This is a genomic window from Georgenia deserti, from assembly GCF_042680605.1.
GTDB lineage: Bacteria > Actinomycetota > Actinomycetes > Actinomycetales > Actinomycetaceae > Allobogoriella > Allobogoriella deserti.
Genome location: NZ_JBHUEE010000002.1, coordinates 262,611 through 282,547 on the forward strand (window position 1 = coordinate 262,611; position 19,937 = coordinate 282,547).

At 71.2% G+C, this 19,937-nt stretch carries 15 protein-coding genes and 1 tRNA gene; 4 read left to right on the forward strand and 12 right to left on the reverse strand.

Annotated elements, in window-relative coordinates:
* Positions 1-252: 252 nt before the first annotated feature.
* The gene (locus ACFSE6_RS04885) at positions 253-1,140 is read right to left on the reverse strand and encodes an NAD(P)-dependent oxidoreductase (RefSeq protein WP_388002847.1); all 888 of its coding nucleotides are present in this window, start codon (positions 1,138-1,140) and stop codon (positions 253-255) included.
* 115 nt (positions 1,141-1,255) lie between these two features.
* Here ACFSE6_RS04885 and ACFSE6_RS04890 point away from each other — a divergent pair, with 115 nt between their 5' ends.
* On the forward strand, positions 1,256-1,636 hold the full coding sequence (locus ACFSE6_RS04890; protein WP_388002850.1) for a winged helix-turn-helix transcriptional regulator: 381 nt from the start codon (positions 1,256-1,258) through the stop codon (positions 1,634-1,636).
* A gap of 24 nt (positions 1,637-1,660) precedes the next feature.
* Here ACFSE6_RS04890 and ACFSE6_RS04895 read toward each other — a convergent pair whose 3' ends face one another.
* On the reverse strand, positions 1,661-6,346 hold the full coding sequence (locus ACFSE6_RS04895; protein WP_388002853.1) for a DUF4082 domain-containing protein: 4,686 nt from the start codon (positions 6,344-6,346) through the stop codon (positions 1,661-1,663).
* Between the two features lie 120 nt (positions 6,347-6,466).
* On the opposite strand from ACFSE6_RS04895, the gene ACFSE6_RS04900 reads away from it, so the two are divergent.
* Genes ACFSE6_RS04900 through ACFSE6_RS04910 form a run of 3 tightly spaced genes read left to right on the forward strand, consistent with a single transcriptional unit; the run spans position 6,467 to position 9,524 of the window.
* Positions 6,467-7,234 carry a hypothetical protein gene (locus ACFSE6_RS04900; protein WP_388002856.1) on the forward strand — a complete coding sequence of 256 codons (768 nt, stop codon included), beginning with the start codon at positions 6,467-6,469 and terminating at the stop codon, positions 7,232-7,234.
* 5 nt (positions 7,235-7,239) lie between these two features.
* Complete coding sequence (locus tag ACFSE6_RS04905) at positions 7,240-8,517, forward strand: MFS transporter (RefSeq protein ID WP_388002859.1); 1,278 nt, start codon at positions 7,240-7,242, stop codon at positions 8,515-8,517.
* Complete coding sequence (locus ACFSE6_RS04910) at positions 8,514-9,524, forward strand: TolB family protein (protein WP_388002862.1); 1,011 nt, start codon at positions 8,514-8,516, stop codon at positions 9,522-9,524. Before ACFSE6_RS04905 ends, ACFSE6_RS04910 begins: the two co-directional genes overlap by 4 nt.
* A gap of 106 nt (positions 9,525-9,630) precedes the next feature.
* On the opposite strand, the gene ACFSE6_RS04915 is transcribed toward ACFSE6_RS04910, so the two are convergent.
* The 10 genes from ACFSE6_RS04915 to ACFSE6_RS04960 form a co-directional block, all read right to left on the reverse strand.
* Positions 9,631-11,607 (reverse strand): ABC transporter ATP-binding protein, encoded by a 1,977-nt coding sequence (locus tag ACFSE6_RS04915; RefSeq protein ID WP_388004027.1) that lies wholly within the window; start codon positions 11,605-11,607, stop codon positions 9,631-9,633.
* A gap of 16 nt (positions 11,608-11,623) precedes the next feature.
* Positions 11,624-12,220: an aminoacyl-tRNA hydrolase gene (gene pth, locus ACFSE6_RS04920; protein WP_388002865.1), complete on the reverse strand. Its 597-nt coding sequence runs from the start codon at positions 12,218-12,220 to the stop codon at positions 11,624-11,626.
* Between the two features lie 43 nt (positions 12,221-12,263).
* Positions 12,264-12,914 carry a 50S ribosomal protein L25/general stress protein Ctc gene (locus ACFSE6_RS04925; protein ID WP_388002868.1) on the reverse strand — a complete coding sequence of 217 codons (651 nt, stop codon included), beginning with the start codon at positions 12,912-12,914 and terminating at the stop codon, positions 12,264-12,266.
* 217 nt (positions 12,915-13,131) lie between these two features.
* The gene (locus tag ACFSE6_RS04930) at positions 13,132-13,824 is read right to left on the reverse strand and encodes a dienelactone hydrolase family protein (protein WP_388002871.1); all 693 of its coding nucleotides are present in this window, start codon (positions 13,822-13,824) and stop codon (positions 13,132-13,134) included.
* A 151-nt stretch (positions 13,825-13,975) separates the two neighbouring features.
* Positions 13,976-14,899: a hypothetical protein gene (locus ACFSE6_RS04935; protein WP_388002874.1), complete on the reverse strand. Its 924-nt coding sequence runs from the start codon at positions 14,897-14,899 to the stop codon at positions 13,976-13,978.
* A gap of 168 nt (positions 14,900-15,067) precedes the next feature.
* Positions 15,068-16,048, reverse strand: coding sequence for a ribose-phosphate diphosphokinase (locus ACFSE6_RS04940; RefSeq protein ID WP_388002877.1), 981 nt, complete (start codon positions 16,046-16,048; stop codon positions 15,068-15,070).
* Complete coding sequence (gene glmU, locus ACFSE6_RS04945; RefSeq protein ID WP_388002880.1) at positions 16,045-17,658, reverse strand: bifunctional UDP-N-acetylglucosamine diphosphorylase/glucosamine-1-phosphate N-acetyltransferase GlmU; 1,614 nt, start codon at positions 17,656-17,658, stop codon at positions 16,045-16,047. The genes ACFSE6_RS04940 and glmU overlap by 4 nt, the downstream gene beginning before the upstream one ends.
* 82 nt (positions 17,659-17,740) lie before the next feature.
* Positions 17,741-17,812, reverse strand: a tRNA-Gln gene (locus tag ACFSE6_RS04950).
* A 71-nt stretch (positions 17,813-17,883) separates the two neighbouring features.
* Positions 17,884-18,543 carry a response regulator gene (locus ACFSE6_RS04955; RefSeq protein WP_388002883.1) on the reverse strand — a complete coding sequence of 220 codons (660 nt, stop codon included), beginning with the start codon at positions 18,541-18,543 and terminating at the stop codon, positions 17,884-17,886.
* The gene (locus ACFSE6_RS04960; RefSeq protein ID WP_388002886.1) at positions 18,540-19,823 is read right to left on the reverse strand and encodes a sensor histidine kinase; all 1,284 of its coding nucleotides are present in this window, start codon (positions 19,821-19,823) and stop codon (positions 18,540-18,542) included. The genes ACFSE6_RS04955 and ACFSE6_RS04960 overlap by 4 nt, the downstream gene beginning before the upstream one ends.
* Positions 19,824-19,937: the final 114 nt, after the last annotated feature.

The window sequence follows — 19,937 nt, forward strand, 5'->3', positions numbered from 1 at the left end:
CGGGATGGGCGAGTCGGGCGCGTACCAGCCCGGGCTGGGCAGCACGTCAGCCCCGCATCCGGATGGATACGGGGTCCGGTGGACCAGCTTACGGCCCGATGGTGGCAACGCGCGGGCCGGTCTGCCTCATTCCGTCCGGGTCTGCCGCAGGCTCTCGATGATGCGGGCGAAGTCCTCCCTACCGCCCGTCGGCGATCAGGGCGGACGTGAGGGCGCCGCCCATGGCACCCAGGCCGAGCATGCTGATCTCGCTCATCGTGGCGCCCGGATGCCGTCGATGATCCGGGTGAAGTTGTCTCCTCCCCGACCGTCATCGAGGACCCGGTGGTAGTGGCCCTGGACGGCCCGGGGCAGGGTGAGATCGATGCCCGCGGCCTCGCTCGCCGCGACGATGTGATCGGCGGTGGCGCCCATCATGCGTGCCGTGCTCAGATCCCCGGGATGCTCGCCGGCGTCGATGAGTGCACCGAGGTCGTCCTCTCCGGCGGCCAGCATGCCGGGCACCCCGGTGATCGTCGGCATGACCTCGGGGAGGAAGTCGCGGGCCGGGATGCCGGCGGAGCCGACCAGCGCCGTGGCGTGCATGAGCGCGGACAGGGTGGTGAGGAAGACGTCGAGGTGGGCCTGGTACATGAGCTGGGCGAGGCCAGGGTCCTCTCCCAGGTACCGCGGCACGCCGAGGCGGCCGAGCGTGCCGCGGTGCCTCTCGAACCCCTCGCTCGGGCCGCTGTAGTAGACGAGGGACGGGTCGGTGCCGACCATCGGCGCGGGAACCATGATCCCGCCCGTGAGGAACCTCGCGCCGTGGCCGGCGGCCCGGTCGGCGGCCTCACGCGTGCGATCCGGGGTGTCGGAACTGAGGTTGACGAGGGTTCGTCCGGCAAGTTCGCCCTCGACCCCGGCCAGGATCTCCTCCATCGCGCGGTAGTCGGTGAGGCTGAGGATCACGAGTTCGCTCGCGCGCAGGGCGTCGGCCGGCGTGGCGGCGCGGAGGGCGCCGTCGGCGACAACGCCGTCGGTGCGGCTCGGTGTGCGGTTCCAGACGGTCACGCGGTGGCCCGCGGCCAGCAGCGTACGGGCCATGGCCTGGCCCATGGGGCCGAGGCCGATGACGGTGACCGGTTCGAGTGCAGTCGGCACGGGTGCTCCTGAGGTACTCGGTGGTGGCCATGACCATGGTGAGTCGCTACCGTCCGGCGCGGAAGTACGTACCATTTTCTCTGGTACTTACCCGTGAGTAAGTGGGAGGGCGAGCATGACGACGACGCCGCGCTGCGGCCCGTACATCTGCGGGATCGACGCCGCGATGGATGTGGTGAGCGGTAAGTGGAAGGGTCTGATCCTCTGGGAGCTCGCCGAGCACGAGGTGCGGCGTTTCGCGGAGCTCCGACGGGGCCTTCCCGGGGTGAGCGAGAAGATGCTCACCCAGCACCTGCGCGAGATGGAGCAGGACGGGCTCGTCCACCGCGAGGTCTACGCGGAGGTCCCGCCGCGGGTCGAGTACTCCCTCACCGAGCACGGCCGCTCACTGAATGAGGCTCTCGCCCCGCTCGGGGACTGGGGCCGCGAGCGGATCCGCCGCGAGCGGGCCGACCTGGTCGACCACGCCGACGCCGAGGCGATGCCGCGGCCGTAGTCCCGGCCGTGGGTCGGAACGACGTCACCGGGGTTCGAAGATGGGGTCGACGAAGTAGTTGCTGTCCCGGTAGGAGTCCTGGGGGAACCCGCCGCCGTAGGCATACCGCCCGTTCTGCGCGCCCGCGGTCAACGGCCCCGCAGTGACCGGGCCAGCGGCGAAGTAGTCGGACGTGACCGAGTACCCACCCGCGGGCGCCAGGTACGAGACCACGTACGACGTCCCCGCCGCGACTTCCACCGGCTCGTCGAAGTAGGCCGTCCGCCACCCGGTGCCCTGCTCATCGGCGAACGCCACCGTGGCCAGCACCTGACCATCACCGCTCCACAGCGTCCCGGTATGGCTTCCCGTGTTCGCCGGCCCCTGATAGAACCGCACCCCGGTCACCACCCCGGGCTCGGCCGGGGTGAACTCCATCCCCAGCTCCACACGCGAGCCGTCACTGGTCGAAGCCGTCGCCGGCACCTCGTCGGAGAAGACCGTACACGGGCAGCCGTGCGCCCCCGCCGTCTCGAAGTCCCAACTCACCGACGCTCCACCGGTCCCACTCACCTCGACCGTGTACCGCGTCCGCTCCGCCAACGACTCCACCGGATCGAACGTGACCACCCGACCGTCCGCCGAGACCGTCGTCACTCCCTCGACATCCCCCTCCGCGGAGGAGACCACCACCTCAACACCCTCCCCCACCGGCACATCGAACTCCGCCGTCACATCCACATCCACGCCCACGCCCAACACACCATCACCAGGCGACGACCCCACCAGTGCGGCGGGCGGCGGTGCGGGCTCACGGGGTTCGAAGATGGGGTCGACGAAGTAGTTGCTGTCCCGGTAGGAGTCCTGGGGGAACCCGCCGCCGTAGGCATACCGCCCGTTCTGCGCGCCCGCGGTCAACGGCCCCGCAGTGACCGGGCCAGCGGCGAAGTAGTCGGACGTGACCGAGTACCCACCCGCGGGCGCCAGGTACGAGACCACGTACGACGTCCCCGCCGCGACTTCCACCGGCTCGTCGAAGTAGGCCGTCCGCCACCCGGTGCCCTGCTCATCGGCGAACGCCACCGTGGCCAGCACCTGACCATCACCGCTCCACAGCGTCCCGGTATGGCTTCCCGTGTTCGCCGGCCCCTGATAGAACCGCACCCCGGTCACCACCCCGGGCTCGGCCGGGGTGAACTCCATCCCCAGCTCCACACGCGAGCCGTCACTGGTCGAAGCCGTCGCCGGCACCTCGTCGGAGAAGACCGTACACGGGCAGCCGTGCGCCCCCGCCGTCTCGAAGTCCCAACTCACCGACGCTCCACCGGTCCCACTCACCTCGACCGTGTACCGCGTCCGCTCCGCCAACGACTCCACCGGATCGAACGTGACCACCCGACCGTCCGCCGAGACCGTCGTCACTCCCTCGACATCCCCCTCCGCGGAGGAGACCACCACCTCAACACCCTCCCCCACCGGCACATCGAACTCCGCCGTCACATCCACATCCACGCCCACGCCCAACACACCATCACCAGGCGACGACCCCACCAGTGACGGCAGCTGCTCGTCAGGTTCGAAGACGACGTCGACGAGGTAGTTCCCCGCGGTCCGGCCGCTGGGGAAGTCGTCGGCGTAGGAGTACGCGCCACCGTCGGCCGGGACGTGCAGCGGCCCGCGTTCGAACGCGGAGGTGAAGGAGCCGGCGGTGTACGAGTAGTGCCCGACCGAGGTGCGGTAGGACGCGATGTACTCGACACCGTCCTCGACGGCGACCGGTTGGTCGAGCGTGACGGTCTGCCAACCCTGGCTGCTTTCGTCGGTGAAAGTGGCCTCGGCCAGCTTTGTGCCGTCCGCCGTCCAGAGCGCGCCGGTGTGGGTGCCGACGTTACCGCCGCCCTTGTAGAAGCGGATCGCGGTGATCGTTCCCGGTTCGTCGCTGGTCAAGCGCACGCCGAGCGTGACGGCCTGCGCCTCCGGGACCTCGAGCACCTCGGGCTCTTCGGACTCGTTGAACAGCGAGCAGGGGCACTCGCCCTCGGGTCGGTCCGCCGCCGCGGTGGTGAACGACCAGTGAGCATCGCCGGAGATGCCCTCGCCCTCGGGATCGCGTGCCTCGACGGTCGCGGTGTACCGGCTGGCCGGATCGAGCGGCTGGTCGGGCGTGAAGGTCACCCGCCGTGTCGACTCGTCGTAGTCGACCGTCCCGGGCACGGTGGTGCCGTCGTCGTCGGTGAGGGTGACCTGCACGCTCGCCGGATCGACCGGCTTCGACACGGTCGTGGCGATCGCCGCGGTCGGTGCGACGCTGGTGGAGTCCGCGCGCGGCGAGTGCGCCCCGATCGTCAGGGGCGAGTCGTCGACCGTGTGGAACAGGACGTCAACGAAGTAGTTGCTCGACCCGTAGCTGGCCGCCGGGAACGCCCCGGGAGCGGCATAGACACCGGCTGGGTCGGCGCCGTAGCCGCCGGCGACGCTCACCGGCCCCGCCTCGACGCCGCGGTACCAGAACGCGTCCGCCGCGGACGCGTAGCGCCCCGCGGGAGCGGTGTAGGAAACGACGTACGTCGTCCCTGCCGTGAGCGGCACCGGTGAGCTGAATCGCGCCGTCCGCCAGCCGGCTCCGGTCTCCTCGTCGAAGGTGACCGTCGCGAGCTGCTCGCCCTCGGCGGACCAGAGCGAGCCGACGTGCGGGCCGGCGTTGCCCGGACCCTGGTAGAACCGCACCCCGGACGCGAAGCCGTCGATCTCGGCGGTGAAGCGCAGCCCCAACTCGACGGCCGTGTCGTCGTCGAGTGCGGGATTCTCCGGCGCCTCGTCGCCGAAGACGCTGCACGGGCAGCTGACCTCGCTCTGCACGCGGGCGGGCGAGCCGATGTTGGCGCTGTCATCGATGGCACGGACCAGCACGGGCACGCTGCCGACACCGCGCTGGACGTACGCGTAGGACCATTCGGTGGTGCCCTCGGCGGGGTGCCATGTCTCGCCGTCGTCGGTGGAGACCTCCACGCCGGCGACACGCCCGCCGCCGGCATCGGCGGCGGTTCCGCTGACGGTGACGGTCGCCCCGTTCTCGACCTCCTGGCCGGATGCCGGGCCGGTGATCGTGACGCTCGGTCCCAGGGTGTCGGTCGACGTGGTCGCCCGCTCCAGGTCACCCTGCAGCGTCGTGGGCTGCGTGTCCATGTCGGCGAGGAGGTTCACGGTCGCCTGCTGCATCCGAGGGTCGGCGGGTGCGCCGTCACCGTCGTGCTCCTCGTCCAGGCCCCACGCCCACTGCACGCTCGCGGAGGAGAACACCAGAGCCCCAGAGTCCGCCCGGTAGAGGGTCGTGTGATGTGTGGTCGTCCCGGGCTCGACCCTGGTGCCAAAGTCCTGGAGGTACTCCGGCACCTCGCCGACGGTCGTGGACAGACGGATGAGCCCTTCGGGCCGGAACCCATTGTCGAGGTCCTCGTTCGACTCATACCCGATGGTGTGCGGGGCCAACTCCTCGCTGGTGCCGGGCGCCAGGGACGCGAGGTCGGTGTGGCGCCAGAGCCGGAGCTTGCCTTCCTCGTCCGAGACGGTCACCGGCAGGTCGGAGTAGTTCACCATGTAGGCGGTGCCCGTCAGGGCATTCTCCGGACGACCGCCGCCGTTCTCCGGCGACGCGAACCGCGGATCGCGCCAGGTTCCCGTCCACTGCGGCGAGGGGTCGATCTTGGCGTCGTCCCACGTCTCCTTGTACGAGGTCATGGTGCGGTACGGGGTGGGGTCCCCAGCCGCGGCATTTTCCCAGCGGATGCGCCAGTACGCCTCGTTGCCGGTGAAGAAGGCGAGGTGGACGCCCGCGTCACGTGCCGCCTCGATGTTGGCGCGCTGTTGCCCGGACCAGTACTCGTCGTGCCCGGTCGAGGTGAACACGCGATGGTTCTGGATGAGCTCTCCGCGCCGGTCCGAGTCGACGTCGGTGGTGTAGCTGACGTCATACCCGTTGCGTTCGAGGAACCGCACCATCGCGTACTCGGAGGAGAAGTAGAAGTCGCGGCCGGCGAACTGGCCGCGGGTCGTGAACGGCCGGTTGTAGCTGAGCTGGTACGCGCGTCCGTGGATGGACCCCTGGTAGAAGCTGGCGCCGCCGTAGGTGTTGTAGGCGTGCCAGGTGGTGTCGGAGGTCTGGAAGAGGATGTCCGAGTCGCTGGTGTCGTCCCGCACGACGAACGTGATGTGGCTCTCGCCGCCGGTGTCCGGACGAGTCAGCTTGGCCACGTAGACGCCGGAGACAGCGGTCGAGGGGACCTCCCACGTCGCGGAGACTTCCCAGTTGCCGCAGTCGTACAGGTCGGTGGTCAGGTCCCGCAGGCATTCGGGCTGGACCTGCGGGAGCTCGGCGGACGGCTCCACCGTGGCGATCTGGCGGGCACCTTTGCCCTGGTACCACCCGGTCCGGTAGATCGTGATCGTGTAGTCGGCGGCGTCGGTGTCGATCTTGAAGTCGATGGTCCCGCCCACGTCGACGCTGATGTCGGTGGCGAACCCCTGGATGTCGTCCGACCCAGCTTCCCAGATGTCCCACACCTCGGGGTCCGTACCGGGCTTGGAGTTCTCACACGAGATCTCGTTGCCGGCGGGGCCGCACGGGTCGGCGGCCGCCGACGCCGGCGACGAGATCAGGACCACCGTGGGCCCGAGGAACAAGGCGATCGCCAGCGCAATCATGAGCCGGCGTGCCGGCTTCCCTCTGGTCATGAACCCTCCGCATCCACGTGACCCGCTCGTGTATCAGGAACACCGGCGCGGGCTCCTGATACACGAGCGAGCCGGGCAGTGGCTCTGTCGCGCTCACGACTGTCACGAGGAGGGATCGAGATGCCGCGCGTCGTGCGGGGTCGGGTGATGCTGGCGGTGCTTGTGGGCGCCGCCGCAGGGCTCGCCCTGTTCCTGTGGTTCCGCGCCGCGGACGCCGACGGAGCGGTCGGGGACACCGCCACCGCATCCGTCGAGACACCGGCCGAGGCGCCGGACGACCCGGTATCCGGCTCAACTCCGGGCGGCACGGGAAGCACTGCCGACGACGAAACCGGCGGCGCCGGCGGCGACGGCGGTATCGGTGGACGTGGTGACACCGGCGGACAAAGTGAGGCCCGCGGAAGCGGCGACGCCGAGGACGGCGATGGCGCCGGGGCCAACAGCCCCGGCATCGAGATGGCCCCGGACGCCGACCGGTCGGAACGCCCACCGGGCGCCGTCGGACCGCTACCCCGCACGCCGGCCCTTGACGTACCCGAGGGTCCGGACGCACCAGAGTCCGCCGTGGACGCGCTCGTGGACAACTTCCCGACCCAGCTCATCGACGTCGCGGCCAGCTCCACCGTGCTGTCCTCCTCGGTCTCCAGCGACGGACACCGTCTGCACGTGTCCGTCGAGGCGACCGACACCCGCTCGGTCGCGGAGGTGATGGAGCGCTACACCAGCGCGCTGCGCGAGCTCGGATTCACCGCGACCCCGGCGAACGCAACCGCCGGCAGCACCGCGACCTCGTACTCCCGGGACGGCCACAGCGTGGTGGTCAGCGCCCGCCCCCAGACGGGCGGCACCCGGTTCACCGTCGTCGGCAGCTTCGACGAAACGAGTTGACAGGCATGTACCTCAGCGTTCGGGACCGTCCCACGTCCGGCGGCACGAGACGTCGCGGCCGGGTCTCCTCCACGGTCGTCACCCTCGGCATCGTCTCGATGCTCACCGATATCTCCTCGGAGTCGGTCGCAGCGGTCCTCCCGCTGTACCTCACGAGCGCCATGGGACTGTCCCTGGTGGCCTACGGGTTCGTGGACGGGATCTTCCAGGGGGCGAGCGCACTGGTGCGGATCGCCGGTGGGTGGGCGTCCGACCACACCGACCGTCCGAAGTGGATCGCGTTCTGCGGGTACTTCCTCTCGGCGTTCACCCGCGGGTGGCTGATCGCTGCGCACGGGTTCGCCGCCGTCACGGCCCTGGTCACGCTCGACCGGATCGGGAAAGGAATCCGGACGGCCCCGCGCGACGCACTCATCGCCGCCAGCTCCCACCCGGACAGCCTCGGGCGGTCCTTCGGTGTGCACCGCACGCTGGACACGGTGGGGGCCGCCCTCGGCCCGCTGCTCGCCTTCGTGATCCTCGCCGTCATCCCGAACGGCTACACGTCCGTGTTCGTCATGTCGCTGGGCTTCGCCGTCATCGGCGTCACGATCCTCGGCCTCCTCGTTCCCGACCGCCGCCCGCGGCAGGAGCGCGCGGCAGCCGGCGCACGCCCCGAACCGCTGCGCTGGCGACACCTCACCGAGCCACGGCTGCAGGTGCTACTCCTCGTCATGGCCGTCCTCAGCGTCCTGACGATCGGTGACGGGTTCCTCTACCTGACCCTCCAGGACCGGGGCGCCTTCGCGGCGCACTGGTTCCCGCTGCTCTTCGTGGGGACGAACGTCGTGTACATCGCGCTCGCCGTACCGTTGGGTCGACTCGCCGACCGGTTCGGACGCTCACGGATCCTCGTCCTCGGTTACGTCGGACTACTCGGCGCCTACGTCTTCGCACTGATTCCGGCGGACGGCGTCTGGTTGACGCTCGGGTGCCTCGCGCTGTTGGGGGCGTTCTACGCCGCGACCGACGGCGTACTCGCCGCGGTTGCCGGCTCGCTCGTCGACCCGTCGGTGCGTGCCAGCGCGATTGGCGCGGCCCAGGCCGTCGTCGCCGTCTGCCGGATGATCGCCTCGGCGGCCTTCGGCGCTCTCTGGTACACCCTGGGACGCACCGAGTCGCTGCTCGTGGTCACGGTGTTGCTCGCGCTGAGCCTGCCGTTCTGCCTCGCCGCGCTCTCGCGGGCGAGTTCGCGGGCGGACCGAACGGCGGTCGCGGCCGACCACGCCGAGGGCGAGTTGTGACCGACCGGCTCCGCGGCTACATCGTCATCGCCGTCGTCGTGGTCGTCACGGCGGGCGTCGTGGCCTTCGGTCTCAACGCCTACGCCGATCATGTCGCGGCGCGCGAGAACGCGCCCGCCGTGGCGCGGACGGACCTGGCAACGGTCGAGGCCGGACCACGGGTCGTCTTCCGGAGCACGGCGCCCGGCGCGGACTACGGCAAGGTCGCCATGGTCCCGCTCTCCGCACCGGACGGTCCCCGTGCCGTCACCGACATCACGTGCGACCGGGTCGACGTCGGCGGCTCGTCCGTCTCCTGCCTGCGCACGGAACGCGGCGTCGTCACGACCTTCGAGGCCGAGCTCTACGACGAGGCATGGAACGAGATCGATTCGTGGCCGCTGGCCGGCATCCCCAACCGCACGCGGCTGTCCGAGGACGGGGCACTGATCGCCACCACCGCATTCGTCACCGGCCACTCCTACGCGAGCACCGGGTTCTCGACCCAGACGGAGATCCATTCCGCCGTGGGCGCTGACTACGGCAACATCGAGGACTTCGCGTTGCTCGTGGATGGCGCCGAGTACACCGCCGCAGACCGGAACATGTGGGGCGTCACCTTCGTCGACGACGAGATCTTCTACGCCACGGCGGCGTCCGCGTCCGCCGGCACCACCTGGCTCGTCCGCGGCGATCTGGCGGCCCGGACACTCACCGCGATACGGGAGAACGTGGAGTGCCCCTCGATCTCGCCGGACGGCACCCGCCTCGCCTACAAGAAGGACCGCGGCGATCGCGAGTGGGATCTCGCGGTCCTGGATCTCGCCAGCGGTGACGAACTCGTCCTCGGCGAGACCCGGTCCGTCGACGACCAGGTCGAGTGGCTCGACGACGACACCGTCCTGTACGGCATGACGCGCGAGGCCGATCCGGGGGTCAGCGACGTCTGGTCACTCGACATCGACGAGAACGCGTCACCGGAACTGTTCCTCCCTCAGGCGTGGTCGCCGTCCGTGGTCCGCCCCTGACGTCCGTAGCCCGCCCAGGCCTCGCGATGCGACGCAACCGCACCATCGACCACCGCTGACGCACCGTCCTGACCCGGCCGCGGCGTCTCGGGCGCTCGTGGCCGGGTCAGGCGTCCTGCGTCGCGAACTGGCGTTCGTACAGCTCGGCGTACAGGCCGCCCGCCGCCAGCAGGTCGGCGTGCGTTCCGCGCTCGCGGATACGGCCGGCATCGAGGACGACGATCTCGTCCGCGCGGCGCACCGTCGAGAGCCGGTGCGCGATGACGATCGAGGTCCGGCCGGCCATCGCCGAGTCCAGTGCGCGCTGGACGGCGGCCTCGGACTCTGAATCCAGGTGCGCTGTCGCCTCGTCCAGGACCACCACGCGTGGGGAGCGCAGCAACAACCGCGCGATGGCCACCCGTTGCTTCTCCCCGCCCGAGAGCCGGTGGCCGCGGTCACCGACGACGGTGTCCAGCCCGTCCGGGAGCCGGCCCAGAAGTGGGGCGACGTGCGCGGCGCGCAACGCCGCGAGCAGATCCTCCTCGCCCGCCTCGGGACGGGCGTAGAGCAGGTTGGCCCGGAGCGTGTCGTGGAAGAGGTGGGCATCCTGGGTGACGACGCCGACTGCGGCGTGGACGCTCTCCTGGCGGGCTCGCCGCAGATCGACACCACCGACGCGCACGGTTCCCGACGTCGGGTCGTACAGGCGTGCCACGAGGGTGGACAGGGTCGTCTTGCCGGCGCCGGACGGGCCGACGAGAGCGAGCATCCGCCCGGGCTCGACCTGCAGGGAGATCCCGTGGAGGACCTCCTCGTCCGGACGGCGCAACCGGACCGCACCGGTCTCACCGTCCTCGGCCACGGCGTCCGTGGCGGACGCACCGTGGTCGGAGGACGTACCGTCCTCGGGCGCGTCGGGCTCGACCGCGGCACCGGTGTCCGTCCCGTCCAGGGACGCGAGGGAGACACGATCGGGGTCCGGATAGCTGAAGTGCACATCCAGCTCCACGGACAACGGACCGTCCGGCAGGTCGACCGCGCCGTCGGCGTCGGTCAGCAGCGGCTCGAGGTCGAGGACCTCGAAGACCCGCTCGAAGCTCACCAGGGCGCTCATCACGTCGACCTGGACGTTGGTCAGCGCCGTGACCGGCCCGTACAGCCGCCCGAGCAGGCCGGCGAAGGCGACGAGGGTGCCGACCGTGACCACCTCGTCGATCGCGAGCACGCCACCGACGCCGTACACCAGAGCCGTCGCGAGCGAGACCATGGCCCCGAGCGCGGCGAAGAAGACACGGCTGCTCATCGCCGTGCGCACTCCGATGTCCCGTACCGCCGCCGCCCGGTCCGCGAACTCCCGTTCCTCCCGCGCGGGCGTGCCGAAGAGCTTGACGAGCAACGCCCCGCCGACGTTGAACCGCTCGGTCATCCGGGTGCCGAGGTCGGCGTTGAGCTCCATGCCGCGGCGGTTCAACGCCGCCAGTCGCCGCCCGACCCGACGCCCGGGCAACAGCAGAAGCGGCACGATCGCCAACGCCAGCACGGTGATCTGCCAGGACAGCGCGAGCATCGTCACCACGACGACCACCACGCTGATGAGGTTGGAGACCACGCCGGACAACGTGGACGTGAACGCCCGCTGGGCGCCGATGACATCGGAGTTCAGCCGGGTCACCAACGACCCCGTCTGACTGCGGGTGAAGAATGCGATGGACTGGCGCTGGACGTGGGCGAAGACGTCGGTGCGCAGGTCGTAGATGAGACCTTCGCCGATCCGCGCCGAGAACCAGCGTTCCAGCAGGGTCAGCCCGGCCTCGGCGATCGCCACCGCCGCGACGAGGCCGGCCAGACCGATGACCAGGCCCCGATCCCCGGCCGCGACGCCGTCGTCGATGATGCGCTGGAGCAGCAGGGGGGTGGCGACGGTGAGCAACGCGCCGACCACGAGCAGCGAGAGGAACCACAGGATCTGGGCACGGTAGGGCCGGGCGTAGCCGAGAACCCTCCCGGTGGTGCCGGGGGTGAGCCGGTGGTCCTTGACGGAGTCGTCCTGGTGGATCGAGCGCACCAGGCGCCCTCCCCCGCCACCCATCGGCGGGCCCATGGTCATCGCGATCGCCTCATTCGGTCGCTGTGTGCAACCGCAGCTGAGCCTTCTCGATTCCGAGGGTGACGACGTCCTCGACCGCGTCCGCGGCCTCCTCCAGGGTGACCGCGAGGTCGGGACGCTCGGAAATGGGGAAGTCGCGCAGCACATAGTCGGCCGGGTCCTGCCGGCCCGGCGGCCGTCCGATCCCGATGCGCAGCCGGAGATAGTCCTTGGCGCCGAACGCCTGGCTGACGGACTTCAGGCCGTTGTGTCCGCCCTCGCCGCCACCGCGCTTGAGCCGGAGCGTGTCCGGTGGCAGGTCGAGCTCGTCGTGGACCACGAGGAGCCGTTCGGTGGGCACGTCGAAGAACGCGGCGAGGGCGAACACCGGTCCGCCGGAGACGTTCATGTACGTGTCCGGCTTGGCGAGGACCACGCGCGGGCCCGGCACCCCGCCCGGCAGGAAGCCGAGCCGGGTATCGAGTACCCGCGCCCGGGCCTTGTGCTGGGTGAAAGTGCCGCCGACGCGCCGGGCCAGCACGTCGAGCACCATCTGGCCCACGTTGTGCCGGTTCCCGGCGTATCGCGGACCGGGGTTGCCCAGGCCGACAACCAGCCACGGACCCATGATGTCTCCTCTGCGTCACCGGCCCGGCGGACCGGAGCCGGCGTCAGGACTCGTCGCCGGACTCCTCGCCGCCCTCGGGAGCGGCAGCGGCCTCCTCGCCCTCGGCGGCCTCCGCGGCCTCGGCCTCGTCGGCCTCGAGGTCCTCGGCGCTGGCACGCGGCACGGAGATGATGACGACGGCGGTCTCCGGGTCGGTGTCGATCTCGGTGCCCGCCGGCGGGGTGATGTCGGAGACGCGGACGACGGCGCCCTCCTCGAGCTCGTCGATGCTCACGACGATGGTCTCGGGGATGTCGGTGGCCGGGGCCGTGACCGTCAGGGACTGGTAGTCGAGCTGGTAGATGGTGCCCGGCGCCGACTCGCCCTCGACGTGCACGGGGACGTCGACGGTGACCTTCTCGCCACGGCGGATGATGAGCAGGTCGATGTGCTCGATGTTTCGCTTGACCGGGTCGCGCTGGACGTCCTTGACAAGGGCGGTCTGCTTCTTGCCGTCGACGTCAAGGGTCACGACGGCGTTCGCGTGGTCCTTGACGACGAGGAACGTCTCGTGGCCAGGAAGTGAGAGGTGCTGCGGCTCGGCGCCGTGCCCGTACAGCACGGCGGGGATGAGGCCGGCGCGACGGGTGCGGCGCGCCGCGCCCTTGCCGAACTCGGTCCGCACGGTCGCGGTCAGCGTGATCTGGTCAGCCACTTGGGTCTCCTCGGTACGTACGACAGGCGGTGGGCCTCAGCGCGGGGCGTCGTACGGACGTGCACATGTCGGCACCACCGCGTCGATCACGGAACCGGGGCGCGCGGCCCGACCGTGCAGGTCTGACGTCCGCCCGTCCGGCGTCCCTCGCCGAGGCAACCTGGATATGTTAGCCGCCCCAGGTTCTGCCGGGAAAGCCGCGCCGGCGTCGGGAGTCTCACACGGGCAGATGGCGCCGGAGGAAGTCGGCCGTCTGCCGCCAGGCGGCGGCGGACGCCTCGGCGTGATGGAACGCCGGGTGCGGGTTGTCGAAGGCGTGGCCGGCGCCGTCGTGCAGGTGAACCTCGACGTCCGGCCCGGCGACGGCGGCGCGGACAGTCTCGACCGTGTCCATGGTGAGGTAGCTGTCTGCGGTTCCGAAGATGTGCAGGCTCGCGGCGTCGACCTGGTCCGCGAGGTGCAGGAGGTTCGGCAGCGCGGAGCCGTAGTAGGAGACGAGGACCGGAACGTCGGTGACCGCGGCGACGTTGAAGGCGAGGCCACCGCCGAAGCAGAAGCCCATCACGGCCGTGGGACCCGTGGCCTCCGCGCGCTCCTCGAGCGCACCGAGGGCGGCGACGGCGTCGGCCACCGTTTCCTCCCAGTCGAGCCGTCCCGCGGTCTGCAGTGCCTGCTCGAGGAAGTCCTCGCGAGACTCGTCGATCTCGGCGTCCTCCAGTCGCCAGTACAGCTCGGGGGCGAGGACGACGTACCCGAGATCGGCGAGGTCGGCCGCACGGGAGCGAATGTAGTGAGAGACCCCGAAGATCTCCTGCAGCAGCAAGATGCCGGGTCCGCTGCCGGACTGGGGCAGCCACAGGTGGGCCGGCATCGCGCCGTCGGGGGTCGGTATCTCGATCACCGCGGACATCGCGCTCCTCTCGTTCCTGACCAGTCTGCCCGGTCCCCAGCTCCGGCGCGCGGGGTCGGTGCAGGCGCCACGACATACCGACCGCTGCAGTTCCTGCGCCGCTGCGCCAGGAGGAACGCCCGCGCGCAGCTGGAATTGCCGCGCTCGTCGACTAAGGCGGAAGCAGACCGGCCCGACCGAGGACGCGCGAGAACCGGGCCTGGTCGTGGGCTTCCGCCCAGATCCAACGCAGGACGTCGTTGACCTCCGGGTGCTGGCGGAGGCGGTCCTCGCGGCGCTTCTCCCGCCACACGGTCTCGCCCGGGTCGCCCCCGTCCGCTCCGTACTTGGCGCGGCCGTCGAACTCCCCCACCAGGCGCCGGTCCGCCCACCAGAAGTCCACCCGTCCAATCCGGCCCTCCTCGTCGCGGAACTCGACCTGGAGCTCGGGAACTGGCACGCCGAGGAGGTACATCTGCGCGCGGGTGAGCGACTCGCCGACAGACTCGGCGCGCGGGTCCGCACGCTCCACCACTGCTCTTGCTCGCCGGCAACCACGGCGGCCACGGACGCCGTCGAGCTCGGCCATGAGCTCGTCACGAGTGCACATGCCGGTCCGGAGCGCGTGATCCGCCGTCGCCAGGGACGAGACGAACGGTCGAGTGCGGGCAAGATCGACGACCGTGCGGACGACACTGGTGACGATGTGTCCGCCGATCTCGACGCCGTCGGGCAGCGACGACACCCCGTGGCGGACGACCGCACCGCTGCTGCGGCCACCGCGCGGCGAGTCGACGAGCACGTGGGTCTTGCCCGGCCAGGGACCAACGACCGGCAACCCGTGCAGGACGGCCGCGGATTCGTGCGAGAGAAGTGGTTCCTCGCGCATGGCCCGCGTGGTCGCGAGGACGGTCATGAGGTAGCGCTCGTCGCGGGTCGCGGCGTCCCAAACCTCGCGCCCGACAAACGCTCCACGACGGAGTGTCCGCAGTCCGAGAGCGCGGGCCTGCCGTGCCCCGACGTCGCCACCGAGGCGCTCGAGGCCACGCGTTGTGACGATCTGGGACGCGATATGTGAGGGGGGAACTGAGGACATGCGCCGCAGGCTGACAGCGACTCGGCGAGCACCTCGACGGGCATGTGGATGCCGTCGCGACACCGGGTGCCTGTGGACCCGCCAGCGCTTATCGAACGCTGCAGTTCCTACGCTGCGCGCCACGAGGAACGCCCGCGCTCGGCAGCAACTGCCGCGCTCGGGCGGCGCCTAGGCGACGCCGTCGAAGAGCGAGGTGACGGATCCGTCGTCGAAGATCTCCCGGATGGCACGGGCGAGCAACGGTGCGCTCGGCAGCACGGTCAGCTGCGGGAACCGCTTCTCCGGTGCGATCGGCAGGGTGTCGGTGACCACGACCTCGCGGGCGCCCGACTCGGTGAGACGCTTGGCCGCCGGGTCCGAGAGCACGCCGTGGGTGGCGGCGACCATGACGTCGGACGCACCGGCCGCGAGCACCACCTTGACCGCCTCCGCGATGGTGCCGCCGGTGTCGATGAGGTCGTCCACGAGGATGGCGGTGCGGCCCTCGACGTCGCCGACCACGCGGTTCGCGACGGCCTGGTTCGGGCGGGAGATGTCCCGGGTCTTGTGTACGAACGCGAGCGGGACGCCGCCGAGCTTGGCCGCCCACTGCTCGGCCACCCGGATGCGCCCGGCGTCCGGGGAGACGACGGCGGCCTGGGACGGGTCGATCCGGGTGCGGACGTAGTCGGTGAGGATCGGCATCGCCCACAGATGGTCGACGGGCCCGTCGAAGAAGCCCATGGTCTGCGCGGCGTGCATGTCGACGCTGAGCAGCCGGTCCGCGCCGGCGGTCTTGAACATGTCCGCCACCAGGCGCGCGGAGATCGGCTCGCGGCCCTTGTGCTTCTTGTCCTGGCGCGCGTACGGGAAGAACGGCGCGACGACGGTGATCCGCTTGGCGGAGCCTCGCTTGAGCGCGTCGATCATGAGCAGCTGCTCCATGAGCCACTCGTTGATCGGCGTGGTGTGGGACTGCAGCACGAAGACGTCGGTGCCGCGCACCGACTCGGCGAACCGGACGTAGATCTCACCGTTGGCGAAGTCGTAGGCCGTGGTGGGCAGCAGCTCGATGTCGAGCTCTCGAGCGACGTCGGTGGCCAGCTGCGGGTGTGCCCGCCCGCTGACCAGCACCAGTCGCTTCTCCCCGTGGGCGATGATCCCCGTCATCGGTCGGTGTCCCCTTCGTCGGTGGTCCCGGTTCTCTCGTCTCGCTGGTGCTCGGGTCCCGGCCCGCCGGCTCCGCCACCGGCGCGGGACTGGGCGGCCCGTTCGGCGCGGGCCTGGTCGGACAGGCTCATCTCGCCCTGCGCGAGCGCGGCCTCGGCAGCCTCGGCCGAAGCGGTCCCCGGCCGGCGCCGCAGGACCCAGTCGCGGATGGTGCGCTGGCCGGCGCCCGAGACCGCCAGCGCCCCGGGCGGGACGTCCTCGCGCACCGTGGTGCCGGCGCCGGTGTACGCGCCGTCACCGACCGTGACCGGCGCGACGAACATGTTGTCCGAGCCAGTGCGGGCGTGCCGGCCGATGGTGGTGCGGTGCTTGCGCACGCCGTCGTAGTTGACGAACACCGATGAGGCGCCGATGTTGCTGCCCTCGCCGATCTCGGCATCGCCGACGTAGGTCAGGTGCGGCACCTTGGCGCCCGGGCCGATGTCGGCCTTCTTCGTCTCGACGAAGGTGCCGATCTTGCCGTCGGACCCGAGGCGGGTGCCGGGCCGCAGGTAGGCGAACGGACCGACCGTGGCGCCGTCGTCGAGGACGGACTCGGAGCCGTGGGTGCGCGAGACCGTCACCCCCGCACCGACGCGCACGTCGGTCAATGTCGTGTCCGGGCCGATGGCGGAGCCGTCGCCGACGCTCGTGGCGCCGTACAGCTGGGTGCCGGGCAGGACGGTGACGTCGCGGCCCAGTTCGACGTCCAGGTCGATCCAGGTCGTGGCCGGGTCGACGACGGTCACACCGGCGCGCATCCAACCCTCGAGGATGCGGCGGTTGAGCTCGGCCCCGAGGGCAGCGAGCTGGACGCGGTCGTTGACGCCCTCGACGAGCCAGGGGTCCTCGACGGAGATGGCCCGCACGCCCTGGCCGGACCGTGCGGCCAGGGCGACGACGTCGGTGAGGTACACCTCATCCTGGGCGTTGTCCTGGCCGACGGAGCCGAGAGCGTCGCGCAGCATCTCGGCGTCGAATGCGTAGGTGGAGGTGTTGATCTCGCGGATCTCGCGCTGTTCCTCGGTCGCGTCCCGCTCCTCGACGACGCCGACGACGGCGCCGTCCTCGCGCAGGATCCGTCCGTAGCCGTACGGGTCCGGCACGGTCGCGCTCAGGACGGTCACGGCGTTGCCGTCGTCCTGGTGGGCCGCCAGGAGTTCGCCCAGGGTGGCGGTGTCCAACAACGGTGTGTCCGCCGCCATGACGACGACGGCGCCGCTGACGCCGCCGGCGCCTGCCGCCGAGCCCTCGACAGCGGCGGCCGCCTGCGCGGCGCCGTCGAGCGCACCGAGGGCGCACTGGACGGCACGGCCGGTGCCGGGGATCTCGTCCTGGTCCGCGATGGTCACGTCCGGGTCGATCGCGCGGGCGTGCGCGGCGACGGCGTCGCGCTCGTGCCGCACCACGACGACGAGCCGTTCGGGGTCGAGGCCGCGGGCCGCGGACAGCGCGTGCTGCAGCAGACTGCGCCCGCCGATGCGATGGAGCACCTTGGGGACGGATGACTTCATCCGAGTGCCCTCGCCGGCCGCGAGGACGACGACGGCGGCGGGTCGGGTGTGGCTCACGCCGGCTCCCTCGGTGGAAGTGGCCCGGGACCTGGGCCGGGCATCGTGCATCGCAACTGTAGAACGTCGGTGACCGGTCGTGCTCCGCCCCCAGGATTCGAACCCGGACCGCAAGGCACCAAAGGCCTGCGTGCTGCCATTACACCAGGGCGGACCGCGCCGCCGGCCCACCCGGCCGCGGCGCCCGTCCAGTCTGCCAGGATCCCGCGGCAGGATCGAAACCTGTCAGGACAGGCCGGCCTCGTGCACGAGGCGGGCGATCTGCACCCGGTTGGTGACTTCCAGCTTGGTGAACAGGTTGCCGACGTGCGTCTTGACTGTGGCGAGTCCCATGTAGAGGTCGGCGGCGATCTCCGCGTTCGAGAGCCCGGTGGCGACCGCCACGGCGACCTCGCGCTCCCGTTCGGTGAGCCGTTCGAGCTTGGCCCGTGCCGGCGCCCGACCGACGCCGCGTTCGGTGACGGCGCTGATGAGCTGGGTGGTGACACTGGGCGAGAGCATGGGCTCCCCGTGGGCGACGCGGTGCACCGCCCGGACGAGCTCGTCCGGCGGGGTGTCCTTGAGCAGGAAGCCCGCGGCGCCCTCGCGCAGCGCGGTGAGGACCAGTTCGTCGGTGTCGAACGTCGTCAGCACCACGACGCGCGCCCGGCTGCCGCGCTCGCGCAGTCGTCGTGCGGCCGCGAGTCCGTCCAGGACCGGCATCCGGATGTCCATGAGCGCCACGTCGGGCCGTTCGCGCTCGATGACGGTGACGGCCTCGCGCCCGTCCCCGGCCTCACCGGCCACGACGAGCCGCTGGTCACCACCGAGGACGAGGCGCAGCCCGGCACGCACCAACGGATCGTCGTCGACGACCACGACGCGTACGACGTCGTCATCCGTCATCTCTCCTCCCCTTCCCAGGGCAACCAGGCCCGCAGGACGAACTCGTGGCCGGCGTCCGCCGCAGGTTCGGTGCCGTGCTCAAGCGTGCCACCGGCCAGGCCTGCGCGTTCGGCCAACCCGGTCAGTCCGGTCCCGGACCCCGGTGTCGGTGCGCCGCCCGCGGCGTCGGTGAGCCGGTTGCGCACCTCCAGCGTGAGCAGACCGCCCGGCCGGCCGGAGACAGCCACGCGCACCGGCGCACCGGGGGCGTGCTTGCGCGCGTTGGTGAGCGCCTCCTGGACGATGCGGTACGCGGTGCGGGAGACGACCGGCGGCAGCGATGCGAGGCCGCTCTCCGGCAGGGAAGCCACCTCGACCTCGACCCCGGCGGCCCGGACCTCCTCGACCAGGTTCTCGAGCAGAGCGAGCGTGGGCTGTGGCGGCTCGACCGCCGCGGTGTCGTCGTCGCGCAGCACGCCGAGGACCTGACGCAGCTCGGTCAACGCCTGGCGGGCGGTGTCCTGGATGACCGTCGCGGCCTGCCGGGTCTCGTCACGGCCGAGGTCCGCGCGGTACGCGAGACCACCGGCGTGCATGGCGACGAGGGAGATCCGGTGGGCGAGCACGTCGTGCATCTCTCGGGCGATCCGGGTGCGCTCGGCGGCCTGTGCCGCCGCCACGTGCAGGGAACGTTCGCGTTCGGCGGTCAGCGCCCGGTCGTACAGGGTCGCGATGAGCTCGCGACGTGCGCCGACGTACATGCCGATCGCGGCGCAGATCGCGTAGCCGGCCACGGCGGCGAGCACCGTGACCCACAACGGCGTTCCGGACGGAACGACGAGGTACTCGTAGAGCAGACCACCCGTCAGCCACGACGCACCGACCACGGCCAACCGCACGGGATCGCGCGCCGTCGCCATCGAGACGGCGGCGAGCGTCGCAGGGCCGGCGGCGGTGACGGACACGCCCGTGGCGAGACCGGTGACCACACCGACGAGCACCGGAGCCCGCCGGCGCCAGGGCAGCAGGGCCATCACCGCCAGACCGACGGCCGCGTCGAGCACCACGAGCGGCTCCGGGCCGCCGAGCCGCGCGGCGAGGGAGCCGCGGACCACGGCGTCACCGGCCTCGAAGGCGGCGACGAGCGTGGCGCTGAAGCCGCCGATCGCGATGACGAGGACGAGGAGGTAGCGCCACACGCGGGACCAGAGCCGCAACCGTGCCCCGGTGGCCACCTCGACCGGAACCTCACGCTGTCGTCGCGACGCGGCGAGACGGGCGGACGTGACGGAAGCTCCCACGCTGCCCCAGGCTACGGACCGGGCCCGGCGGCGGGCTCCGCCGAACGGCTCGGCCTCGCCTCCACCCAAAGTCGGAACCGGTCCGCGTAGGGCCGTCTGCCCGTGGCCCGGGCG

Bases quoted from the DNA above. Each gene is read 5' to 3' on its own strand.
- ACFSE6_RS04890 (WP_388002850.1), top strand. From the start codon at position 1,256: ATGACGACGACGCCGCGCTGCGGCCCGTACATCTGCGGGATCGACGCC.
- ACFSE6_RS04895 (WP_388002853.1), bottom strand. From the start codon at position 6,346: ATGACCAGAGGGAAGCCGGCACGCCGGCTCATGATTGCGCTGGCGATC.
- ACFSE6_RS04900 (WP_388002856.1), top strand. From the start codon at position 6,467: ATGCCGCGCGTCGTGCGGGGTCGGGTGATGCTGGCGGTGCTTGTGGGC.
- ACFSE6_RS04905 (WP_388002859.1), top strand. From the start codon at position 7,240: ATGTACCTCAGCGTTCGGGACCGTCCCACGTCCGGCGGCACGAGACGT.
- ACFSE6_RS04915 (WP_388004027.1), bottom strand. From the start codon at position 11,607: ATGGGCCCGCCGATGGGTGGCGGGGGAGGGCGCCTGGTGCGCTCGATC.
- pth (WP_388002865.1), bottom strand. From the start codon at position 12,220: ATGGGTCCGTGGCTGGTTGTCGGCCTGGGCAACCCCGGTCCGCGATAC.
- ACFSE6_RS04930 (WP_388002871.1), bottom strand. From the start codon at position 13,824: ATGTCCGCGGTGATCGAGATACCGACCCCCGACGGCGCGATGCCGGCC.
- ACFSE6_RS04935 (WP_388002874.1), bottom strand. From the start codon at position 14,899: ATGTCCTCAGTTCCCCCCTCACATATCGCGTCCCAGATCGTCACAACG.
- ACFSE6_RS04940 (WP_388002877.1), bottom strand. From the start codon at position 16,048: ATGACGGGGATCATCGCCCACGGGGAGAAGCGACTGGTGCTGGTCAGC.
- ACFSE6_RS04955 (WP_388002883.1), bottom strand. From the start codon at position 18,543: ATGACGGATGACGACGTCGTACGCGTCGTGGTCGTCGACGACGATCCG.